Raw genomic sequence first — 23969 nt, 5'->3', positions numbered from 1 at the left:
AGATTATGGAACAAAAGCAATTTCCTCAAAATCCTTACGGTCAAAAACCGATGCCTCAGAATAATGCGCCGCAAAATCCGATGCAATATCCACAGCATCCCCAAAAACCCGGACAACCGGTGTCATTCCCTCCTCAACAAAATCCAAAAGGGAAACAACCCAAAAAGAACAAGAAATTCATCATTCTGGGAATCTTTGCCGGGATTGGTCTTTTAATCGGATCCCTTGTTTTTTTGCAGGTAAATAAATATGCGAAATCGATGACAATCATCAGCCTTCCTGGTGCGCCTGTAATTGATGATTCAGGAAAACAGGCTGTAAATCCTACTGAAGAGTCTCTTGGAACACTGCAGCCGGACATCGACTCAGAATTGGATATGTCCCAATTAGGCGCTGAAAAAGGACAATCCTGGGATGGAAGCACGCGGATTACCTGTCTCGCCATGGGAATGGATTATCGTGACTGGGAAGCAGGCGAAAAATATTCACGTACAGATTCGATGATGCTGCTCACCTATGATCCGATTACGAAATATGCGGGAATGCTTTCCATTCCGCGTGATTTATGGGTTTCAATTCCGAATCACGGTTATGGCAGAATTAATACAGCATATTTTCTGGGTGAAGCAGAACATCTGCCGGGAGGCGGCCCGCAGCTTGCCACAGATACCGTGGAACTTTTATTGGGAGTCGACATTCAATATTATGCCGTGATCAGTTTTGAAGGTTTTGTCGATTTTATCGACTCAATTGATAAACTGGCAATCAACGTTAAAGAAGGCATTACAGTTGATCCGATCGGGCCAGGAAATACGGTTACATTACTGCCGGGTGTTCAGGACCTGGACGGAAAAACTGCGCTTGCTTACGCTCGGTTTCGATACAGTGAAGGCGGTGATTTTGAGCGTGCACAACGACAGCAGGATGTTTTATATGCACTTTACGAGCAAATGGTATGGCAGCTTCCGAAAATGCTGATGAAATCAGACCAGCTCTATGCCAGTTTATCGAAAGCGCTGATTACGAATCTGACCTTCGAAGATATGATGAAAATCGCCTGGACAGTTGTCGACCTCAAGCCATATCAGATTATTAAAAGCGTGATAGCTCCACCGTATCAAGTAGAGTATGGGAAAACAGCTGATGGAACACAGCAAATCTTAATCCCGATTCCGGATAAAATTCGCGAGGCACGAGATGTCATCTTCAGTACCAGCATCGCAGCATCACCCGTTACAGTTAGCGAGGATCGCGCATCACTGATAAAAGCCGAAGGAGCACGGATCACCTTGATCAATGGTTCTTCGAATCCTGATATTTTAGACCGTACAATCGCATACCTGCAATCATTTGGAATCACAATCGTCAATACAGGACAAGGCGCCAATTCCGCTTATAACTCACTGGAAATCAACAGCGGAAAACCATTTACCGCTAAATTCCTTACTGAATTGATGGCAATTCCAACAGGTGCAATAACGATGAATTACATCCCCAATAACGGCGTTGATCTGGTACTGACGATCACGGATGCCTGGGCAGCAAATAATCCAATGTAATTTATAAAAAGGTTTTGAAGTTCTCTCTTTTCAGAGAGAACTTCAAACATATTATTTTTTTTGGATGGTTAAATTATGAAAAAACCGATTGTTCTCGTCGTAATGGATGGTATAGGAATAGGGAAAAATGATTTGGGTGATGCGGTAAAAAAAGCCAATACCCCGACTCTGGATTGGCTGAGAGAGCATTGTCCCAATACTCAAATAAAAGCACACGGAATCGCTGTGGGTTTACCGTCAGATGACGATATGGGGAACAGTGAAGTCGGCCATAACGCACTCGGATGCGGACAAATTTACTCTCAGGGAGCCAAGTTGGTCAATGAAAGCATTGAGTCCGGCGCTATGTTTCGATCAGAAACCTGGAAAAAACTGATTACGAATGTCATTGATCATCAATCGACACTTCATTTTCTGGGATTACTTTCCGATGGAAATGTTCATTCCAACATCAATCATTTAAAAGCGATGATACAAGAAGCCAAAAAGCAAAATGTCCACAAAGTTCGAATTCATGTTCTTCTGGACGGACGGGATGTTCCAGCAACTTCCGCACTTCAATACATCGATGATATCGAATCATTCATGGCTTCTTTGAATGATGAAGCATTTGATGCACGAATTGCTTCTGGCGGCGGTAGAATGAAAATCACCATGGATCGGTATCAGGCTGACTGGAATATGGTTAAAAAAGGCTGGGATACGCATGTGCTCGGGATCGGATCGCAATTTTCCAGCGCAACCGAAGCGATTCAAAGTTATCGTAAAGAATTGAACGTAATTGATCAGGATCTTCCGGCTTTTGTTATAGCGGAAAACGGAAAACCGGTCGGAACAGTGGAAGATCATGACAGCTTCATTCTGTTTAACTTCCGCGGAGATCGCGCGATTGAAATCAGTATGGCTTTCGATTACCCGGATTTTAATCGTTTTGACCGAGTCAGAGTTCCCAATGTTATCTATGCCGGAATGCTCCAATATGACGGAGATCTGAAAATTCCAAACCTTTTCCTGGTCAATCCCCCTGAAATTAAATATACTTTATCCGAACTGTTGGTTAAGTACGGTATTAAACAGTATGCAATCTCTGAGACCCAAAAGTTCGGGCACGTCACGTATTTCTGGAATGGAAACAGAAGCGGTAAGACAAGCGAGGAATTGGAAGTTTTCTGTGAAGTACCTTCCGATAAAGTCTCTTTTGATCAGCGTCCATGGATGAAATCCGCAGAAATCACAGATAAAGTTTTGGAAGCAATCGCTTCGGAAGAATACGGCTTTATTCGCTGTAATTATCCAAACGGAGATATGGTCGGACATACCGGTGATTTCAATTCAACCATCATTGGCGTTGAATCAGTGGATCTGGGTTTGACACGAATCATTAAAGCTATGGATGAACATGATTTTACGTTGATTGTGACGGCAGACCATGGCAATGCCGATGACATGATTGAAAAGACAAAATCAGGCAAACTTCAGCCGAAAACGGCACATTCACTGAATCCGGTACCTTTTATCATTTATGATAAAGAAACCAGTTATACAATTCTTGATGGCACTTATGGCCTTTCCAATGTAGCGCCAACGATCGCGAAGATGATGGGATTGGATATTCCCGAAATTTGGGAAAAGCCAATGATTTAAATTTTACAATCAGCGATTTGACCTACGGGAAGGATTATTTGTTGTAGTGTTGTTTTTGCTATAATTGTTTGAACGCTCTTGCGTAAAACCAATCGGTTTTCGCAAGAGCGCTCTTTTTTTTAAATATTCTTCTGCTGATTAAAGAATGAATTCCATATTATCTAATCCCATGATCAGATTGGGATAAATAGATCGTCCTGTATCCACAGCATGTTGACGTTTTTCGATGGTGTCATAAGCACCGGCGCCGAAATGAATTAACAGCATCTGCCTGGCTCCAGAATCGACAGCTAATTTTGCCGCCACTTCCGGATTCATATGCGGCCAGCCTGGTTGGACATCCCCAGGCAGCATCCCGCACTCGGTGATCACAAAATCAGCATCTTTCGCCAGCGCAACCGCATTTTCACAATAACCGGTATCCAATAGAAAAGCAATCACCTTACCTTCGATTTCAAATCGATATCCGGTATCCGGTACCGCATGAATCAACGGCAATGCCTTTACCTGAAACGGGAATCCACTGGATGCAATCTCCTCAGCTTCCAGCACTTTAACTTCATATGGAACACGTTTCCAATCAGTGGTATAAGGAGGACGGAGAATTTCCAATAATGCTTTTTTCCCTTGTAAAGGAGCCACAATTGTCAAGGGAAGTTCAAATTTGACATAGTCTAACGTATGCAGTCCAATGATATGATCCAGATGCAGGTGGGATAGAAAGATATAGGCAGGCTTTGAAAAATCGACTAACTGTTTTATTTTCGTAATTCCATATCCGGCATCCAATACAATCGTGTATTCACTTGTTTGAATCATCATACAGGTCGTACTGCCGGTTTGCGTATCAAACCAGCCATTGGTTCCTAAAGCAGTGATTTTGATCATTTCACCCTCGGTGTCTGTTGAAATATTTTTTATAGAGAAGGCAATGAATCAGTAATTCGTAATACGAAAAGTATTCTTTGTTGATCCTATGGTTTTGCGTTTCGTGCAAAACCATAGGAACAACAAACTTTCATTCTATATTCAAAAAGTCAATCCGTATTTCGAATTGCTGTCAAAGAACACGGTATGGTAATTATTTTACTTGTGTTCATAGAATTTTTATAACCTATTTACCAGCAATTCAAAATTTTGAAAGGGTTCTTTGTAGTTGTGACGGTTTTCGCTTCGCATAAAACCGTCACAACTACAAGTTTTTACCGATTGATTCGAATAACATCTTAACATTTCGAATTTCTGGGAAAGCGAGAGAAGTATTACACAGTGGATTATAATTTTCTCAAAAAATATAAGAGACGGATGAAAAATGGAACCAAATCTCGAGGATATTTGCATTCTTGCCAGACAAGCCGGACAGATCCTTTCGGATGGAATTGGAAAAATTCATCAAGTAACACAAAAAGGTATTCAGGATCCTGTGACTGAGATTGATAAAAAGTCAGAGAAATTCATATTGGAACGTTTAAAATCGATGTTTCCTGACCATACAATCCTTTCAGAAGAAACTGGATTGCATGACGGGGATGGAGAACATGTATGGTATATTGACCCGTTGGATGGAACGATGAATTATGCCCATGGTGTTCCTTTCTTCTGTGTTTCCATCGGATACGCAAAGAATCATTCATTAACAATGGGCGTTATTTACGATCCCATGCGGGATGAATGCTTTTATGCGGAAAAAGGCAAGGGTGCATATTGCAATGGGCGAAAGATTCAAACGTCCGGAGAAACCGAAATCAGCATGGCATTAATGGCAACTGGATTCAGCATGAAACTTATTGAAATGGGAAAAGATAATTTTTCTGTCTTCAAACACTTTATGCTACATACTGCCGGTGTCAGAAGAATGGGATCCGCCGCCCTTGAAATTGCCTATGTGGCAGCTGGCAGACTGGATGCGATGTGGGAGATGCGTCTTTCTGCCTGGGATGTGGCAGCCGGTTTTGTGATTGCAAAAGAAAGCGGAGCCGTTATAACCGATCTGGATGGGAATCCAAATTGTTTTCAGCCGCCCTATGAATATCTGTTATCCAACAAAACGCTTCATCCACTTTTGTTGCAGGAACTTAGAACTGCTATGAATGAAAGCAATAACGAATGATGAAAGATAAGAAGTTATTTCTACGTAATTTGATACTTTATGGAATTATTGGTGGAATCAGCGCCGGTTTTGATGCTGCTGTGTTTGCATCCCTTTATAAAGGATTTCGTATCGATGAATTTATTGCAAATATTTTCAGTGTTCACTGCGGCATTTTTCTAAGCTTTTTTCTGAACAGCCGATATAATTTTCGAAAAACCGATAAAATAAAAAAAAGATTTACTTTGTTTTACCTGACCGGTCTTTTTGGCCTTGGATTATCATCTTTAATCTTGTTCCTTGGAAATTTATTGGAGGTTGATATTTTCTTAACCAAATTATTCTCAATCGTTTTTGTTGCTTTGGTTCAGTTTTTCATAAACCGGTTGGCAGCATTCGGTGACAGACAATAAGCTTTTCAAACCTTCCGACGCAATATATTTTTATCTGTCAATTCTTGCCGGTCTCTTGATTGCGCAGCAAATTAAAATCGCTGTCGCTGTCTGGATGATCACAGGTTGTTTGTCACTCATTCTCTTTTTTCTGTTTCGTAGAAAATCCGCTCAATATATTCTGGAACAACCATCCAAAAAAGCCGCCCGCATCGCTTTGTTGCTGGTTTTATTCTGCATGGCTGCGTCTCGAACAACTTTTCAGTATTCGGATTTAAAAAACCCTTTTACCGGTTTCGCAGAGATCAATTTGGATGAAAAAATATCTGTCACAGGAATCGTTATACGTCCGCCTGAAGTAAAAACCAATCGAACCTATCTGCGAGTCCAGGCGGATTCCATCCATCAGGAATCCGAAATTCCGATCAAAGGAACGATCCTGGCAATTCTCTATCAGGCTGACGACGAAATTTCATATGGCGATCGAGTTCGCCTCAGCGGTAAAATCACCTTAATTGGAACAGATAATTTATCGTCCTATCAAAGATATCTGGATTCTCAAAATGTCGATGCGCTGATGTACAGCCCCGCGATAGAAAGAAATGCCCAAAATCAGGGTAGCCGCTTTCTGGCTGGAATTTATAAAATCAGAAAACAGCTTTTAAATCGCGTTTATCAGCTCTATCCGGCTCCTGAAAGTGCATTAATGGCAGGGATTATTTTAGGAGACGAAAGCAAAATTTCGCCGGATATTGAAGAAGCATTTCAAAGAACCGGAACAGCGCATATCATAGCAATCAGCGGCGCTAATTTCGCGGTTTTAACCTGGCTGCTGCTTAAATTATCCAAAGCGCTGTTTCATCGCTGGTGGTCGCCCCTGGTGACCATTCCGCTGATTTTTCTGTACGCGTTGATCACTGGTGGCAAATCCGCGATTCTCCGTGCTGCGATCATGTGTTCCATCACAATTATCGGTATGACAATCGGACGTTCAAAAAGCGGAGTTCATTCATTGCTGTTCTCGGTATGTTTGATCGGTATTGCAAATCCAAAATCATTGCTGGAGATCAGCTTACAGCTATCCGTCATGGCTACGTTAGGGATTCTGCTGTTTAAAGATCCGGTGCTAACACGCTTCAGTTATTTACTAAAAAAAATCCGCAAATTACCGGAAGAAGCAAGAACATTTCTTATCAATTTTCTTGATGAGATGTTGTTGATTTCATTGACAGCACAAATATTCACAGTTTGGATTTCGGCATCTGCTTTTCAGCAATGTTCGATGGTCTCTCTGTTCGCCAATTTCTTGATCACCCCGTTTCAGTCAATGATTATGCTCGGGGGTATCCTTTCTGTCGCTGTAAGTTACCTTTTCGAGCCGTTGGGAACGCTTGTTGCAGGATTGGTATGGGTTGCACCAGCATATACAATCCGCGTTGTCCAGCTCTGTGCTGGTTTGCCGGATGCGTCCCGATTTGTCAAACTCACTGAAAAATCTGCCTGGCTTATTATCGCCGTAATTCTTTTTCTCTGGATCTTCCGGAAAAATATCTTTCGATGGGAAAAAGAAAAATTGATTGAAAAAGGTTTGTTTTTATTGTTCCTCTTGTCAGTCATGATCTGGAAAAAGGCTTTGGATCAAAATGATCACCGGCTAAAGATTGTATATTCTGAGAATAGCGAATCACAGCAGATTCAAATTCAGACACCATTTCATCAGAAAATTCTGATTGCATCCAATATTTCCAACTACGCTGCTCAGAATCTGCTGGAAAGACGCATCTTTGATGTGGATACCGTACGAGCAGTTGTTTTCGATTTTTCAGAGGTCTGGATGAAAGACAACTTCTTGAAAAATATTCACGATATGCCCGAAATCATTTACCTGGATGGCGTGTCGGCCAATCAAAAGATGGATTTATTCCATTTTAATCTGCCAAAAATATCGCAGGGATTTGAAATGAAAACGGAAGATATGACCCTAAGTAATCCTATTGCCTACTTGCATCATCATGGATGGATGATAGGCTACAAAAAGATGCAGCTCTTCATCCCGATGGGCATTACAGTTCGTCAAATTCAAAAACAAAACAGAGAAGATATCATCGAGCAGACAACCATAATTTTATTGGGCAAGAATGATAATTATGATGATTGGAAGAATTTCATTCAAAGCTTTACCTGCAAAGAAGGCATTTGTAATGCTTTCCCTGTCATCGTTGAAGCGGTAAAAAACCAGGATATGGAAATTTACTCAAATGGAAATGATCTCTGGTTATATGATGGGATAGCTTACTGAAAATCATATCCCCCAAAACAGGTAATCGATCAAGTTCAATACTGGAATAAAATTGCCTTAAAAGAATCAGCAGTTCACAATATGAATATGCTCTTCAAATTGCTATAAAAGAATACCTCGAAATAACAAATCTTTGATAGAATCAAATCAATACAGCAGGAATTCGAAATCAGCGAAAGATTAAGACCTATTGTGTTGTTTTTTTCTGGAGCGTAAAATAAATAACAATAAATTTTCTCTCTTTTGAAAAAAATTTTTTCAAAATTTCGGATTACTGATCCAATTGATCGCATCACAGTATATTTCAGGAGGATGATTATGTTGCCTTTAGATGAAGTATTAGCTGTAATTCTTGGAGGAGGCAGGGGGACGCGTCTCTTCCCCCTGACTCAAATGAGAGCAAAGCCGGCAGTTCCGATTGCAGGGCAATATCGCCTGATCGATATTCCAATCAGCAATTGCATTAATTCCGGAATATATAAAATTGCTGTATTGACGCAATTTAACTCTGTCTCTTTGCATCGGCACATCTCCGGTACGTATCACTTCGATACATTTCATCCTGGATGGGTCCAAATCTGGGCTGCAGAACAAAGGGCTGATAATAATGATTGGTATCAAGGAACTGCGGACGCGGTTCGAAAACAGCTCAGTGAGATCATCACTGCCAGAACAGATTATGTCCTGATCCTTTCCGGAGATCATCTATATCGTTGCAATTATGCCGAGATGCTGCAGTTTCACATCGACCACAATGCAGATGTAACTGTAGCAACTCAGCCTGTTCACAAAAATGAAGCGAATCGGTACGGCATTCTAAAACGCAATCCAGAAGACAAGATTACGGATTTCAAAGAAAAGCCGAATGATCCGGAAATACTGAAAGATCTCAGAAGTTTAGAGGATGAAGAAAAGCCCTATTTAGGTTCTATGGGTATATACCTTTTTAACAAAGATCTTCTGGTGGGTCTGCTAAGTTCGTTGGACTATTCAGATTTTGGTAAACATTTAATACCATATACCATTGATCGCTACGATGTTTACGGATGGATTTTTAATGACTACTGGGAAGATATTGGAACCATTCGTGCATTTTATGAGACAAATCTTCAATTAACAGAAGATAAACCGAATTTTAATTTTTATGATCCGCGATATCCGATTTATACCTACAATACAACCATGCCAATCACGACTGTCGATAATACGGTTATCCAGAAAGCGCTGATTTCAAAAGGCTGTAAGATACGGGCAGCACGAATTGAGCATTCCATAGTTGGTCTTCGCAGTTCAATCGATAGCGGTACAGAAATTAAAGATACGATTATTATGGGTGTGGATGATGATGTTTTCGAAAAGAGTTCAACCGACAAGAAGTATTTTAATATTCCGCTTGGAATCGGAAAGAATTGTTTTATTGAGAAAGCAATTATCGATAAAAATGCAAGAATTGGAGACAATGTGATCATCCGCCCGTTCCCTGATGATGCGGAATTCGATGATCCGGATCCTATTAAAAAATATTATGTTCGAGATGGCATCGTAATCATCCCTAAAAATACTGTCATTAAAGCCGGTACTGTGATTGAACCTGCCAGTAAATAGGAACGATACACAAAATTTTCTCTTGCAATTTTAAATACGAAAAGTACAGAAAATTCGTCTATAATCGGCAGAATTGTAACAAAATTCCAGACAATGTTTGTCTGGAATTTTGTTTAATACAACGAAAGGTCTTTCAAAATCGGATGAAATGTTTTCCGATGGATTTCACACGGACCATATTCCTCAAGACGTGACTGATGCAGTTGCGTTCCGTATCCTTTATGCTGATCGAACCCATAAACCGGATATCTCACCGCCGCTTCATTTGTCATCCAGCGATCCCGAAATACTTTTGCGAGGATGGATGCAGACGCAATACTGAGTGAATGGACATCACCTTTCGGCATCGATTGCTGAGGTGTCATCTGACGGGGAAGCCAGACATAATCCAACAATAAATATTGCGGTTTTATGGATAAACCCTGGATTGCACGTTCCATCGCCAGGCGTGTTGCCGGTAGAATCCCAAATTGGTCTATCTCCTGATGATCTGCAGAACCGACTGCCCAGCTTAGCGCATGTTCCATAATAACCGCTGTCATATAATCGCGTTCCGATGCAGTCATTTGTTTGCTGTCACGTACGCCATCCATGATGTTCAGTAAATCCTGATCAACAGGAAGGATGACTGCGCCAGCCATCACCGGTCCCGCCCAGGCGCCGCGGCCAGCTTCATCAATCCCTGCAATATAAAAAAAACCCTGTTCCCACAAGGCTTTCTCAAGATCTAAGGTTGGTTTCTCAATCATTTCTGAATCTGATAACGACCTTTATAGTAATTTTTCCGTATTTGTATTAATTCTTTAAACATCCGCCATGAATCTTTCACAACATTGATTTTGCTTTGCCCGTTATAGTACCACTGAACCGGAACTTCAATGATTTTAAAGCCATAATGCTGCGCAATAAATAAAACTTCCGCATCAAAAGCCCAGCCATCCAATAACTGAACGGAAAATAGTTTTTCAGCAGTATCCGCACGGAAACACTTAAATCCACATTGCGTATCCTGAATTTTATGAACTGCCATAATTCTGACAATCCAATTAAATACGCGTCCGGTAAAATGGCGAAATGGAGGTTCATTATATCGGATAGCACCTTTTCCCTCACGAGAACCGATAGCCACATCATAATTTGACAAAGCCGGAGGCAGAAAATGCAATATTTCATCGATCGGCATAGAAAAATCGACATCCGCGAAAAATCGATATTGTCCATGAGATTCTAACATTCCACGGCGAACTGCACGACCTTTCCCCGGTTTTTCCTCACGAAATACGCGCAGCCAATCGTATTTTTCTGCAAATTTCTTTGCCAACTCGTACGTCTTGTCTTTACTCCCGTTTTCAATGATCAATACTTCGACAGGGAAGTTCTGGCGGGAAATAAATCCGGCTACTTTTTCCATACAGTCCGGAAGTCTTTCTTCTTCATTATATGCAGGGAGAATGATCGATAATAAAACGTCTGTGTTCAAGAAATAACCTGTTTTTTCGATAGTATATGTACAAATATTACCATAGAAACAATTCCGATACTGATCAGTGTTTCGCAATTTGGAAAAAATGAATATATTGTTGTGGTATTATTTTTGTTCCGCGCAAGAACAATAGGTTTTCTCGTTTGATCTGAATATCAGATCCATCGTTCGAAATGATGGAGCCGATTGTTTGAAAAAAAATAAGCACCAATAAAGCTTTTAATCATCTCCTGTCAGATTATGTTTTGTCCTGACTAAAGATCCTCAAGGATTCTTTTGATATAAAAACAGCTCCAAATTTTTCATGGAAAAATTCAGAACTGTCCAAAAAAGTCGGGGTGCGCGGACTCGAACCGCGGACCCCCGCGTCCCAAACGCGGTGCGCTACCAACTGCGCTACACCCCGAAAATGCAGTAAGAGTATACACTCAATTTGATAAATTCGTCAAGAAAAGTGATGATCTGTTCATCAATTCATCAGGAATTTTTGTTGTGAGTTAATTTTTATACTTTGGACCAAAGATTTATAGGAAGAATCATTCATGGATTAATCTGTTATTGTGAGGAGACGGTAGCCCGACAAAGCAATCTATTCTTGCTTGTAGCAGGAGATTGCTTTGCCTCTACAGAGTTATAACAATGACGGGTTTCATCCATTACCTTTAACTAGTTTTCAAAGAATTTCATAAATACCATTATTAATAAAACAAGCGTTTTTAATATTTTTGCGACATTTTTTATTCGTATCTCCGAATTCCCAATTTCGGATTGCTGATCATTGAAATACTTCTAAATAATAGCAACCGGTTATAATCAAAACTAAATTTGAAATAAACAGTCTTCTCCAACCGTAATTTTCATTAAAATAATTGAGATATTCTAAGGTTTTTTATTTACGAATCACTCCGCAATATTTAAAACAGGGTGAGGCAAAATTTTGTGATGATGTTTTTACACAAGATACATAGAATCATTACAAAGAATCTCTTCATTTGAAAAAATACTCGATATTTCAAATCACTGGCATGGAACGACCCAATTCGAAAAAGTTTAAAACAGAATATAATTGTAAAATTCTTTAATTTTTTTTATCTCATCGAAGATGAACAGATTCTAAAAAAAATAGAATACAGCTCTTATTCTCATCTTTCGACGAAGATTAATATGAAAACAGGACAAATTGAAATTATGAAAAAGCACATACAAATTGTTATTCCAATGGCAGGTTTCGGATCCCGCTTGAGGCCTTTAACCTGGAGTAAACCCAAACCTTTGATCGACATTGCTGGAAAAACATCATTAGATTATCTGCTTTCTGAATTTTCAAGTCTTAATCAAGATTTTGAACAGGAATTCATTTTCATCATTGCTCCAAATGGCTGGCAAATTAAATCTTATATGGAATCCCATTATCCTGACGTGAAATGCCGATTTGTTGTTCAGGAAGAAATGAAAGGACAATCCCATGCGATCTATTTGGCGCGAGAGTTAATCCACGGTCCGATGCTGATGACTTTTTCAGACACAATTATTGAAGGAGACCTGTCTTTTCTCGCAAATGAAAAATCGGATGGCATCGCCTGGGTACAATGGAATCCCGAGCCACAACGTTTTGGTGTCGCCATCACTGACCCGAACAACCAGGTTGAACGGTTTATTGAAAAACCGGCCACAGATGAACACAAATTAGTAATTGTAGGTTTTTATTATTTCAGCGAAGGCAAAGACTTAATCGCAGCAATTGAAGAACAAATCAGTAAAAACATTTCCTTGAAAAATGAGTATTACATCGCTGATGCAATCAACGTCATGATTCAACACGGCGCAAAATTCCGAACAGAAGAAACAAAACTATGGTTGGACACAGGAGTACCCGAGACTGTCCTATCATCCAATCAATATTTTTTGGATCACGGTAATGACAACTCATCCGTAGCCAGCCAAAGAAAAAGTGTAGCCATTATTCCGCCGGTGTTCATTGCAGAGGATGCAATTATTGAACACGCTTGCATTGGCCCGTATGTATCGATTGCAGGGGGATGTGAAATCCGAAATGCAGTAATTGAAAACACCATCATTGCTGAGAAATCGGTAATATCCAATATTGTGATGAAGGACAGCATGGTTGGAACTAAAGCACAAATTAACAATCATTCAAAACGTCTATTTATTGGAGACAATTCAATTACGGGAGACGATTAATTCAACCGATAATCGATGATCACCAGTGATTTCATTACTTCAGTATGCTTTTTTGCTGAAAAAACATGCCAGAGATCCGTTTAAAAGAGCCGATTGTCTTCAAGTCTGAGAGATTAATAGACCAGACAAGAAATTTCCAATCTGCACTCTGCCGGTATTTTCAACAAATCGTGATTTAGTTTTTATTCAAAAATCTAACAACAAAGTGAGGATTTGATCTATGTGGAATAAGTTTTCCGAACGGGCAAAAAACATCAAACCTTCTGCCATCAGAAAGTTTTTTGATGTTCCTGCAGATGTAATCTCCCTTGGGGTTGGTGAGCCTGATTTCGATGCTTCAGGACCGACAATCAATGCCGGAATCGATGCTCTGAAAACCGGGAAAACTCATTACACCTCATCATTCGGTGTTTTCGAATTAAGAGAGACTATCAGCCAGCACCTCTATAAGAAATATGGAGTTTATTATCATCCAGAAAAAGAAATTTTAATTACTGTCGGTGCTTCTGAAGGTCTCTATTTGGCAGTAGCCTCATTAATCAATCCCGGTGATGAGATGATCGTTATTACCCCTTGTTTTGTTTCTTACCAGGGAGCAATTATTTTAGCGTCCGGGAAACCGGTGGAAGTGGCATGCAAATTTGAAGATAATTTTGATGTGGATTTGAAAGCTGTAGAAGCAGCCATCACACCAAGAACGAAAGGAATTCTTTTAGGATTCCCCAGCAATCCAACAGGTAAAGTTGCGTCAAGAGAAACCATCGAGGCATTATGTGATCTCGCCTTAAAATATGACCTGGCAATTATTTCCGATGAAATTTATGATCAATTAGTCTATGGTGTCCAACACGTTTGTATTCCGGCAATTGAACGAATTTATGATCGGACAATCCTTCTTGGGGGATTTTCAAAAGCATATGCGATGACAGGATTCCGAATCGGTTATGTTGCTGCACCTGCTGAAATTATCGAAGGTCCATTTAAAATGCATCAGTATCTCATCATGTCCGCTCCTTCCATTTCACAACATGCTGCAATCGCAGCCATGAGAGACACACAGGAAGACGTCGATCGAATGGTTGCTGAATATGATCGCAGAAGGAAGTTGGTTGTGAAAGGTATGAAGGAAATCGGTCTCGATATGGTTGAACCAAAAGGGGCTTTCTACGCATTTCCAAAAATTTCAAACACGGGATTAGATTGTGACACGTTTGCAACGAGACTGCTCAAAGAAGAAAAAGTAGCGCTGATTCCTGGCGCCGGTTTTGGACCCGGAGGCGAAGAATGCGTCAGAATATCTTATGCAACTTCATACGAAAAAATTGAACAGGCGCTGCAGCGAATTGACCGCTTTGTTAATCGACTCTGACGTTTATTCATCCAAGCGGAAGATTTTCGTAGATACTTCAAAAAAATTACTTTACAAACCTGTTTTCAGAATTAATTTCCAAAAAATAAAATAACAGACAGCGGTTTAAAGATGAACCGCTGTCTGTTTTTTCTTGATAAATTTTTGCAGAGTATTACAACGCACTCTGCCAACAGATTCGCATCAATAATAGCAGCAGGATATCATTCCTCAGTAATTCGAAATATTTGCTTACGATTCGAATCAATCGGGGATACTTTGCTATTGTGAAGTTCTTGCGTATTTTTCAAATAATAAAAATTTGTACTATAATTTGAACTTGGTGGTTAGATAAAATTGTCAGACATCTACAAAATATAACATCTATAACAGATGATTTATTCTTCTTTGTGTACAGCCTCATGACAAATCAGTTGCAATTCACCACTATTGAAAGTTATTTATCCGAATTGAATTGTTGACAGGCAATGAATTCTTTTAGAAAATTGTAGCGGTATTTCTGTCCTTATGTTGTTGATTAGCGGTCAATTCTTTCGAATACCGTTTTTCATTATAAAAAAAAGGGAGATAAATTAAAATGACTGAAGTAGTAAATCCGTTTGAAATGGCACAAAAACAATTTGACCATGTTGCTGATATGCTGGATCTGGATGAAGAAGTACGGGCATATCTGCGTTATCCAAAAAAAGAATTTCATGTTCGAATTCCTGTCAGGATGGATAATGGCGAATTGAAAATTTTTGACGGTTTTCGTGTACAACATAATGATGCACTTGGTCCGAATAAAGGCGGATTGCGTTTTAATCAACATGAAACATTTGACACCGTCCGTGCTCTTTCAATGTGGATGACTTGGAAATGCGCTGTTGCGAATATCCCTCTGGGTGGCGGTAAAGGTGGTGTAGTAGTTGATCCGACAACACTGAGCGTTCATGAAAAAGAACGTTTATTACGCAATTATTGCCGGCTTCTTTGGAAAGATTTCGGACCGCGTACGGATATTCCCGCACCAGATATGGGAACCAATGCGCAAATGATGTGCTGGTTTATGGATGAATATTCACAACTCTCCGGGCAATATACACCGGGCGTTGTCACTGGTAAACCGGTAGGAGCCGGTGGCTCATTAGGCCGGAATCAGGCAACAGGATTTGGTGTCGTGGTATGCATCCGCGAAGCGATGAAAAAATTAAATTTGGCTTCCAAAGGAATGACTGCTTCCATTCAGGGATTCGGCAATGTTGCTCAATTTACAGCCATTAATTTTATTGAAAAACTGCAAGGTATTGTCAAATGCGTTTCCTGCTGGGATCGTATCGACAAAACCAGTTATACATTTTACAAAGCCGATGGTATTGATCCGCATTTCCTGATGGAAATTACAGACCAATATGGTATGATCGACAAGAAACAAGCAAGCGAAAAAGGATATGAAGTCCTATCAGGTGATGCATGGCTCAGCATGGATGTTGATGTACTGGTTCCTGCAGCTCTAGAAGGACAGATCACAAAAGACAATGTCGATAAGATCAGCAGCCAGGTAAAAATTATTGCTGAAGCCGCAAATGGTCCGACTACAACGGATGCCGATGAAATCATCAAACAAAAAGGGTATTTTATTATTCCTGATTTCCTCTGCAACGCCGGCGGCGTCACTTGTTCCTATTTCGAGAGCGTTCAAAATGATGCGAATTTCTACTGGTCAGAAGAAGAAGTCAACGGTAAGTTAGATGAAAAGATGTCCGTTGCTTTCAATTCTGTCTATGAAATGGCAAAAGAACGTAAAGTTTACATGCGGGATGCTGCTTATATGGTCTCAATCCAACGAGTCGTGACAGCCATGAAGCTGCGCGGCTGGGTATAGGTTCCGTTACTGAATTTCAATTGTTTTTCCAACAACAATCCCGCTTCAAAAAGCGGGATTGTTTGATTAAGTATTATTTACATTGCAGTAAGATTTGGCCTTATTCTTTGATATCTATCGTCATGTCGCCAGGTTTTTCCGGTTCCAACGGGATTAATAATGCACAAGCAACATAAACAATTAGAATCGGAATAAAAGCAGACGCAACACTCAGGATAATGACACCAATTCGAATCAGGTTGGCATCAATTTCAAAAAAATCTCCTAAACCGCCGCAAACACCTGCAACGACTCGATTTTTTACACTACGATATAGTTTCTTTTTCATATTTACTCCTCTGTATCCTACATAAGTATACGGAAAAGCGATTATTTCGTTTCATGTCTTTTTCATTTTACCTGATTACAATGCAAATCTTAAACCGGCTCCAGGATATTCTCAATCGCTCCATTGTGCAAATGCAGGATCATTCTGTCAATCATCGAACAATCGTTTTTCTATCCAGCAATTTGAAATTTGGATTGACTTTTTGAATAAAGAAAGAAAATTTATTGTTCTTATAGTTTTACTCGAAGTGAAAAACTATAAGAACAATAAAAATAATATTTTTCATATTTCGATTTGCAGTTTTCAATCAGAGCTCATCCGATCGTATCATCATTGCGGATTATCCGCATAGATATTATTCCATTGTGAAACTGCGCAGGAATCTTCTGAAGATGATAGCGTTTCAAGATTCCATAAAAGACTTCTTGAACCAGATTCATTGCGTATCCCGCAGATATTAACATCCGATACGGCAATAGAAAAATCAAAATACAGCGGAATTACCGGAAGATCAGCGGCATAAACTTTCTGAACAGCCCATTGATCATCGTTTTTTCCCGGCGAGAAAAGATTACTCATTCTTGCTGCTCCGCATAGACGATCGTATTCACTCGATTGATAACCGCCCACGTTGGTACCAATCCAAAAATTCTCATCAGTCGGAATTTGGTTGCTCAAATAAATCGAACAAGGGAATTGGTCTGCTCCAGACCAACCAAACATCGCAATATCAAATTTTCTTCCGAAAAGAGGTCCATCCGGTCCCTGAGCATAAAACTGATCCAAAGTATTCGTATTCGATGACACACCAATTCCGCAAGTCTGTAATGATTCTGAAATATTTTCCGCAATTTGAAGGCGGAGTGTTGAATTGGAAGTCTCGAATCGCAAAATCATTTCTGTTCCATCCGGAATTCCTTCAATTCCCTGCGCGATTCTCGGTGTTTCTGGATTTTGATCATGGTCGACCCATCCTGCAGCTGTCAGTAAACTGTCAGCTCCTTCCCGATCATAGGATAATGCCGAAGCATCCGGAACATACAGCGCATGTCCCCCCGGATAAAAACCGTATGGAACTTCAGTTTGACCATAGAAAACCTTCCGAATCAATTGGTTCCGGTCAATGCATTTGGCAATCGCTGTGCGGACATTTATGTCAGAGAAGAAACGGATCTGATCCGCTGCAGCAGGTTGTAAATTAAAGGTGATTTGTTCCCATGAGGATTGAGGTGCGACATAAACTGCCATCTTTCCATCACGAACATCTTCCAAAATTGGTTCCAGATCCTTACGAAGCTCAACGGTTGTGTCGATTATGTCACAACTGTCGCTTTCCAAAGCCGCAAGATTATTATCTCCGGCTGATCCTAAGAATCGAAAGACGATTTGATCAAAAAATGGCTCTGTTTCAGAAAAATTATTGTAGTATTCATTTCGAATCGCAGTAATCCTATCGCCGGGAATCCATTTATGAATTTTATAAGCTCCCCAACCGATCGGAGATGTATTGACCTCAGGGTCTTTTAAAATGTCGGCAACTGCCTTTCCAGACAACAAATGTTCTGGCAGCGGAATCCAAAAAACGTCAGAACTCTTTTGCGGGATAAACCCCGGTACACCTTTCCATTCGATCCGAAGGTCGTCCAAAGCAGTATAAGATTCAGTTAATTTTTGAAACTTTTTAGATGTTTTCACATTCTTGTCAGCATCCACTTTCCAGGAAAAAACAGAATCATTACTGGTTAGTGATTCGCCATCTGACCACTTGATCCCGGCTTTGATTGTAAAAATGATTGTCGTCTGGATCATGGTAACTGGAGTTGCTCCATCCCATGTGAAAACACATTGATCGGCTCCGCAAAGTCCAATGCCTTCAGCAGGAATCATCTCAACTCCTTTTTTCAGAGAGTCCAATTCACCCCTTGCATTGGTGATCAGAGATCCTTCAGAAACTGATACTGCTTCTTTTTCAATTTGGATATCTTCAAAAATTCTCGGGTAACTCTCTCCATTCATCACATCAAAAGGTCCATCATAGATGCTTTCAAGCACTGACCACATGGATCTGGATGAAGAATTGTAGAAAAACAGGCTTTCGGGTTCTTTTCCCAGGCAAACGTTCAGAACTTTTGAAGGATCAACCGTATGAACCTGACTCGGTTCCGGTTCTGGCGTTTTTCCAGTGGTTTCGTTCGTTCCACTATGAGCAGCTTCCATCGTCTTCATCGCCATTTCCGTTAATATTGTTTCAATACTGGTTGAACTTTTCGGATTCTCTGTGCCTGTACTCGATAAAGGTATATTGCAAGCCGAAATTACACAGATAAAAAAACACAGCCACAGGATTTTTCGAATCGATATTTTCCCCATATTACTCCTTAGACAATCTTTTTTGATTATACCTTTTTATCAGGAATCACTTTTATAACAGCAGTTCGAAATACAGGAAGAATTACTGGTTATTCTGTAGTTTTTACGCAGAGCGTAAATATTAAAGAATAACAAATTTCCTTTCTTTTCCAAAGAGTTTTTCAAAATTCGTATTATCGTTGTTGATGTATAAGGGAAAAAATCAAATTATTTTACAGGTAATCACAAAATGAATACTGCTGATTAATCACCTCGTTCATTCATTTTTTTCTGAATGATTCTTAAATAATAAGAAATCAGGACTGATTTTTCGATTTTTCAGATAAAGTGAAGAAGTATATAGAAAAGGATACCGGCAGCCAACGTTCCAGCCATCCAATACCTGCCAAGACGTAAATCCCTTTTCAGACGTTTTTCAAGAAATCGCGGGACAAAAAGAACCACGACCAGCATAATCGTCAATCGCAATCCATCATCAAGCCAGGACTCAGGAATTCCGAATAAAATTAATGCAATTAAAGCTCCCATAAAAAAACCGCCAATCCGGTTATAACGCTTCCACTTGATCTCCTGATGATGCATCGAGATTTCATCCAATTGGTGTGTTACTTTTTTTTCTTTATGTGGGAAATTTGCATCAAATTCAGCCAATGCAGGTTGATCGACATTAAAAACCGGATTCAAGGTGAGTCTTCCGCTGATTTTTTCCAGTTTATCTGGGAAAAATCCCTTGATCAATAAAGGATGGGAATTCTTGTAATCGATTGCTCTAATTCGATATTGATTGGAATTTACAAATCCGAAACGACTGAAAAATTCTAAATCTCCAAACGTAGCAACAACGCTGAATCCCAGCTCCTCTGCCAACTTCAGCGTATGATCAATCAGTTTTTCTTCAATCCCATGATTTCGCCATTCTGGTAATACACCCATTGGTCCGAGAAAGATGATTTCAAATTTTTCAGAATTGTAATTGATCACTTCTCCCTTGCTATATACAATACTTCCGACAATTTGGTCCCCTATTTCTGCAACCCAGGAAAGGTCTGGAATAAAAGATGCTGTCAGTCGCAGTTGATGCAAAATGAAATGTTCCTCGCAACCAGGCTGGTCATGATTCCAAAATGATTCGCGGATAACATTTTCTGTAACGTTATGATCTTTTTCACTTTCTAATCTGAGTTTAATCTCCATGAAATATTATTCCTGTCATATTGTTAGTAATTGTCGAACATCATATCATTATGCAGAAACAATGTAAAGTTGCAGCAATTCGAAATCTGGATTTATCTTTTTGAATCAATCAAGAAAATTTGTTGTACTTATGGTTTCGCGCGAAGCTATCAGTACAACAATGATTTCTTTTCATAAATCAAATTACTGGTAAAGCTGATAATCTATGGATAATTATTCGAAAAGTTAAGAAGATAATAGAAAAAAAGAGAGAAAGTTTGTAATTGTGTTGTTTTTACACTCCATGTAAAAACAACACAATTACAAATCATCTTTCCAGCGTTTCCAAGTCTGGTTGCTATGTGCAAACCTTGACATTCATTCAATAAATATGTAAACTAAACTGGTTTTATTAAAGGTTTATAGGGAAAATGACAGTAAAAAATATACAGACCGTCAGTGACGTTGCTCTGAGAGAAAAAGGGGAATCCCGATTCTCTGATCTTTTACTGTTCAATACTTTACAATCCAATAGTCTCCCCACCGTTCAAATTATCAGAATTCGTTTAAAACAATAATTACCTTTCTGAACCGGCAAACTGCGGTTTGCGATGTGATATATATTTAATTTTCACCTGGTCAGAGGGTCTATTTGTATTTTGAATTTATTGGTTCATTTTTCAGGAATAAATAAAAAAAAGGAGATTCTATGAAGAAATTGATGACGGGCAATGAAGCGCTTGCACGCGGGGCTTATGAAGCCGGAGTGAAAGCAGCAACCGGATATCCGGGTACACCCAGTTCGGAAATACTGGAGAACATTGTCCAATATAAAGAAATCTACGCGGAGTGGTCAACGAATGAAAAGACGGCCACAGAAGCAGCAATCGGGGCAGCCTATGCCGGACGGCGGGCGATTACAACGATGAAACAGGTTGGCATGAATGTCGCTGCGGATGCCTTTTTCTTCGCAGTCTACACCGGAATGCGAGCCGGATTGATGATTATTGTCGCAGATGATCCGGGCATGTTCAGTTCACAAAATGAACAGGACAACCGTCATTATGCGCCATTCGCCAAGATGCCGATGCTCGAACCGGCTGACAGTCAGGAAGCGAAAGACTTTGTCAAAATCGCGATGGAGATGTCCGAAGAATGGGATGTTCCGGTTTTGTATCGAACTTGTATGCGGGTTGCTCATTCCGCTTCTCCGGTGGAACTGGGTGAACGGAATTGGGATGATGAAAAGATTCCTGAGAAATGGGTTCGAAATCAGGAAAAATATGTCTGTTCGGCAATGTTTGCTCAGAAGAAACGCCCCATGATCGAAGAACGGCTGATCAAACTGGTCGAGACCTCCAACAAGATCGCGATCAACCGCCTGGAGTGGGGAGATCGGAAACTGGGCATCATTGCCTCCGGACCGGTCTATCACTATGCCAGAGAGATCTTCCCGGATGCAACCTTTTTGAAACTGGGCATGACGTATCCGCTGCCGGAAGGGCTGATCCGTGAACTGGCTGCAGGTGTTGAAAAGGTGATGGTCATCGAAGAATTGGATCCCTTTATTGAGCAGCAAGTCAAAGCCATGGGCATTGATTGCATCGGCAAAGACATCTTCCCGCGATATGGCGAATTGCTGACCGGAGACATTGAGAAAGCCTGTGCCAAGGCCGGTATCATCCCCTGGGAAAAAGTCGCCGAACAGCGTGCTCTGACACCGCAGGGACTTCCAGGACGATCCCCCGTCTTATGTCCGGGCTGTCCGCATCGCAGCACGTTCTTCAATCTGGCAAAAATCAAAGACCTGATCATCGTCAGCGATATCGGCTGTTATAACCTGGGCGCATTGGCGCCTTTTCATGCGACCGATTTTATGGGTTCCATGGGGGCTGGTTTCGGTGTGGCGCACGGATTTGAAATCGGCGGCATCGAAAAAACGGGGCAGAAGATCATCGGTATCGTGGGCGATTCAACTTTCTTCCATAACGGTGTGACGCCGCTGTTGAATATGGTGCACAACGGCAGCAATGTGACGCTGATGGTATTGGACAATTCCACCACCGCCATGACCGGCCATCAGGACCATCCGGGCACCGAGAACACACTGGAAGGGAAAGGCAAGCGCGTTGATATTGAGAAGCTGGTACGGGCGATCGGTGTCGAACATGTGCTCAAAGCGAACGCGTTTGATGTCAAATCGGTTGATGCAGCCATCAAAGAAGGGCTGAATCATGAGGGTCTGTCCTTCATTATTGTCGAAGGTCCGTGCTTCTTTGTCGGGAAAAACACAAAACCGGCTTTTACGGTGACACAAGACTGCAACGGATGCGGCACCTGTTTCAAACTGGGATGCTCTGCCATTGCCAGGTCGGAGATTGTGGATGAGAAGACCGGAAGGAAGAAGTCGTCGATCGATCCGGTGCTGTGTGTCGGCTGTACAATTTGCGCGCAGGTATGTCCACGCAAAGCAATTGTATCAACCCAGGCTGCATGAACGGAAAAGGACGGATGAAAATGGAAACAATCAACTTCTTAATTACCGGAGTAGGCGGACAGGGAACTGTCCTGGCAAGTGAAATTATGGCTGCGGTCGGTTTGGCAGCCGGATATGATGTCAAAAAGTCGGATCTGCTGGGTTTGTCCGTACGCGGCGGCGCCGTGCTGGGGCATGTGCGCTGGGGAGAAACAGTCTATTCACCGATCGTACCGGAAGGCCGCGTGGATTATCTCGTCGCTTTTGAACAATTGGAAGCGCTGCGTCATCTGGGACAGGTCAAATCAAGCGGAACCATTCTGGTCAATCAGCAGAAGATCTATCCGGTGCTGGTCTCCAGCGGTCTGGCAGAATACCCGTCCGATGAAGTCATTGAGACTTCTCTGAACCGCACGGCGAAAGCCATCTACAAGATCCCGGCAGTTGATCTGGCACTGGGCATCGGCAATTCCAAGGTTCTGAATATTGTGCTGCTGGGTGCGTTATCCTCGTTATTTGATATCGAGGCAGCAGTCTGGGAAAAAGTACTGGAAGAACGCGTTCCGAAAAAGTTCACCGAACTCAATATCCAGGCATTCCGTGAAGGCCGCAATTGGATGAAAGGAAAATAGATAATGCGTATTTGTGTGATTAACCCCAATTCTTCGACAAGTGTGACCAATCACTTGCGCGAAACACTGAATAAGATCCGCCGGCAAGACTGCGAATTGACGGTGATCTGTCCGGAACACGGGCCAGTCTCGATTGAATCGGCCTATGATGAAACGCTTGCCGCATATCACATCATGGATCTGGTCAAAAAAGCCAATGAAGACGGTTTTGATGCCATTATCATTGCCTGTTTCTCCGATCCCGGACTGGACGCGGCAAAAGAAATCTCCAAAATTCCGGTTATCGGCATTGAAGAATCCACGCTGCATGTGGCAGCCATGCTGGGTCATAAATTTTCCATCATGACCGGCATGAAACGCCGCGTACCCACGCGTGAATGGCACACCGCTTTCCGCGGATTGTCTCAGTCCTATGCTGCTTCACCGGTGTTGGGCATGTCCGTGCTGGAAATGGATGCCGATCCCGAAAAGGGAAAGCCCGCAT

At 41.1% G+C, this 23969-nt stretch carries 18 protein-coding genes and 1 tRNA gene; 12 read left to right on the top strand and 7 right to left on the bottom strand.

Annotated features, from left to right (window positions below):
* Nucleotides 1-5: 5 nt before the first annotated feature.
* Entirely contained in the window at nt 6-1559 is a 1554-nt protein-coding gene (locus ATC1_RS01255; RefSeq protein WP_062277381.1) for an LCP family glycopolymer transferase, read from the top strand.
* A 75-nt stretch (nt 1560-1634) separates the two neighbouring features.
* Complete coding sequence (gpmI, locus tag ATC1_RS01250) at nt 1635-3203, top strand: 2,3-bisphosphoglycerate-independent phosphoglycerate mutase (RefSeq protein WP_062277379.1); 1569 nt, start codon at nt 1635-1637, stop codon at nt 3201-3203.
* A 138-nt stretch (nt 3204-3341) separates the two neighbouring features.
* Here gpmI and ATC1_RS01245 read toward each other — a convergent pair whose 3' ends face one another.
* Entirely contained in the window at nt 3342-4091 is a 750-nt protein-coding gene (locus tag ATC1_RS01245; protein WP_062277376.1) for an MBL fold metallo-hydrolase, read from the bottom strand.
* Between the two features lie 424 nt (nt 4092-4515).
* On the opposite strand from ATC1_RS01245, the gene ATC1_RS01240 reads away from it, so the two are divergent.
* The 4 genes from ATC1_RS01240 to ATC1_RS01220 all read left to right on the top strand — a co-directional run bounded on the left by ATC1_RS01240 (nt 4516) and on the right by ATC1_RS01220 (nt 9588).
* Nucleotides 4516-5313 carry an inositol monophosphatase family protein gene (locus tag ATC1_RS01240; RefSeq protein WP_062277373.1) on the top strand — a complete coding sequence of 266 codons (798 nt, stop codon included), beginning with the start codon at nt 4516-4518 and terminating at the stop codon, nt 5311-5313.
* On the top strand, nt 5310-5705 hold the full coding sequence (locus ATC1_RS01235; RefSeq protein ID WP_062277371.1) for a GtrA family protein: 396 nt from the start codon (nt 5310-5312) through the stop codon (nt 5703-5705). Before ATC1_RS01240 ends, ATC1_RS01235 begins: the two co-directional genes overlap by 4 nt.
* A complete protein-coding gene (locus tag ATC1_RS01230; protein ID WP_062277368.1) occupies nt 5692-7983 on the top strand; it encodes a ComEC/Rec2 family competence protein in 2292 nt (763 codons plus the stop codon). Before ATC1_RS01235 ends, ATC1_RS01230 begins: the two co-directional genes overlap by 14 nt.
* A 318-nt stretch (nt 7984-8301) precedes the next feature.
* Nucleotides 8302-9588 carry a glucose-1-phosphate adenylyltransferase gene (locus ATC1_RS01220; protein ID WP_062277364.1) on the top strand — a complete coding sequence of 429 codons (1287 nt, stop codon included), beginning with the start codon at nt 8302-8304 and terminating at the stop codon, nt 9586-9588.
* 113 nt (nt 9589-9701) lie between these two features.
* On the opposite strand, the gene ATC1_RS01215 is transcribed toward ATC1_RS01220, so the two are convergent.
* From ATC1_RS01215 to ATC1_RS01205, 3 genes are all read right to left on the bottom strand, one after another.
* A complete protein-coding gene (locus ATC1_RS01215; protein WP_062277359.1) occupies nt 9702-10337 on the bottom strand; it encodes a ribonuclease HII in 636 nt (211 codons plus the stop codon).
* A complete protein-coding gene (locus ATC1_RS01210) occupies nt 10334-11068 on the bottom strand; it encodes a dolichyl-phosphate beta-glucosyltransferase (RefSeq protein WP_062277356.1) in 735 nt (244 codons plus the stop codon). The genes ATC1_RS01215 and ATC1_RS01210 overlap by 4 nt, the downstream gene beginning before the upstream one ends.
* Nucleotides 11069-11404: 336 nt before the next feature.
* Nucleotides 11405-11477: transfer RNA gene (locus tag ATC1_RS01205), tRNA-Pro, on the bottom strand.
* A gap of 758 nt (nt 11478-12235) precedes the next feature.
* Here ATC1_RS01205 and ATC1_RS01200 point away from each other — a divergent pair.
* The 3 genes from ATC1_RS01200 to ATC1_RS01190 all read left to right on the top strand — a co-directional run bounded on the left by ATC1_RS01200 (nt 12236) and on the right by ATC1_RS01190 (nt 16506).
* Nucleotides 12236-13273: a sugar phosphate nucleotidyltransferase gene (locus tag ATC1_RS01200; RefSeq protein WP_062277353.1), complete on the top strand. Its 1038-nt coding sequence runs from the start codon at nt 12236-12238 to the stop codon at nt 13271-13273.
* 220 nt (nt 13274-13493) lie between these two features.
* Nucleotides 13494-14642 carry a pyridoxal phosphate-dependent aminotransferase gene (locus tag ATC1_RS01195; RefSeq protein ID WP_062277351.1) on the top strand — a complete coding sequence of 383 codons (1149 nt, stop codon included), beginning with the start codon at nt 13494-13496 and terminating at the stop codon, nt 14640-14642.
* A gap of 577 nt (nt 14643-15219) precedes the next feature.
* A complete protein-coding gene (locus ATC1_RS01190; protein ID WP_062277348.1) occupies nt 15220-16506 on the top strand; it encodes a Glu/Leu/Phe/Val family dehydrogenase in 1287 nt (428 codons plus the stop codon).
* A gap of 100 nt (nt 16507-16606) precedes the next feature.
* Here the strand turns inward: ATC1_RS01190 and ATC1_RS01185 are convergent, their stop codons facing one another.
* The 3 genes from ATC1_RS01185 to ATC1_RS01175 all read right to left on the bottom strand — a co-directional run bounded on the left by ATC1_RS01185 (nt 16607) and on the right by ATC1_RS01175 (nt 20398).
* A complete protein-coding gene (locus ATC1_RS01185; RefSeq protein ID WP_062277346.1) occupies nt 16607-16834 on the bottom strand; it encodes a PspC domain-containing protein in 228 nt (75 codons plus the stop codon).
* A 330-nt stretch (nt 16835-17164) separates the two neighbouring features.
* Nucleotides 17165-19204, bottom strand: a complete 2040-nt coding sequence (locus ATC1_RS01180; protein ID WP_062277341.1) for an ABC transporter substrate-binding protein — start codon at nt 19202-19204, stop codon at nt 17165-17167.
* Nucleotides 19205-19522: 318 nt separating this feature from the next.
* Nucleotides 19523-20398 (bottom strand): GNAT family N-acetyltransferase, encoded by an 876-nt coding sequence (locus ATC1_RS01175; protein ID WP_062277338.1) that lies wholly within the window; start codon nt 20396-20398, stop codon nt 19523-19525.
* 688 nt (nt 20399-21086) lie between these two features.
* Between ATC1_RS01175 and ATC1_RS01170 the strand changes: the two genes are divergently transcribed.
* The 3 genes from ATC1_RS01170 to ATC1_RS01160 form a co-directional block, all read left to right on the top strand.
* Nucleotides 21087-22874 carry a thiamine pyrophosphate-dependent enzyme gene (locus ATC1_RS01170; RefSeq protein WP_062277335.1) on the top strand — a complete coding sequence of 596 codons (1788 nt, stop codon included), beginning with the start codon at nt 21087-21089 and terminating at the stop codon, nt 22872-22874.
* 20 nt (nt 22875-22894) lie between these two features.
* On the top strand, nt 22895-23485 hold the full coding sequence (locus tag ATC1_RS01165) for an indolepyruvate oxidoreductase subunit beta (protein WP_172667687.1): 591 nt from the start codon (nt 22895-22897) through the stop codon (nt 23483-23485).
* Nucleotides 23486-23488: 3 nt separating this feature from the next.
* On the top strand, nt 23489-23969 hold a 481-nt coding region (locus ATC1_RS01160; protein ID WP_172667686.1), incomplete at its 3' end, for an aspartate/glutamate racemase family protein.

The sequence above is a fragment of the Flexilinea flocculi genome (genome assembly GCF_001192795.1).
Lineage (GTDB): Bacteria > Chloroflexota > Anaerolineae > Anaerolineales > Anaerolineaceae > Flexilinea > Flexilinea flocculi.
The sequence above is the reverse complement of the archived record's forward strand: the minus strand, read 5'-3'. Positions and strand labels throughout refer to the sequence as shown.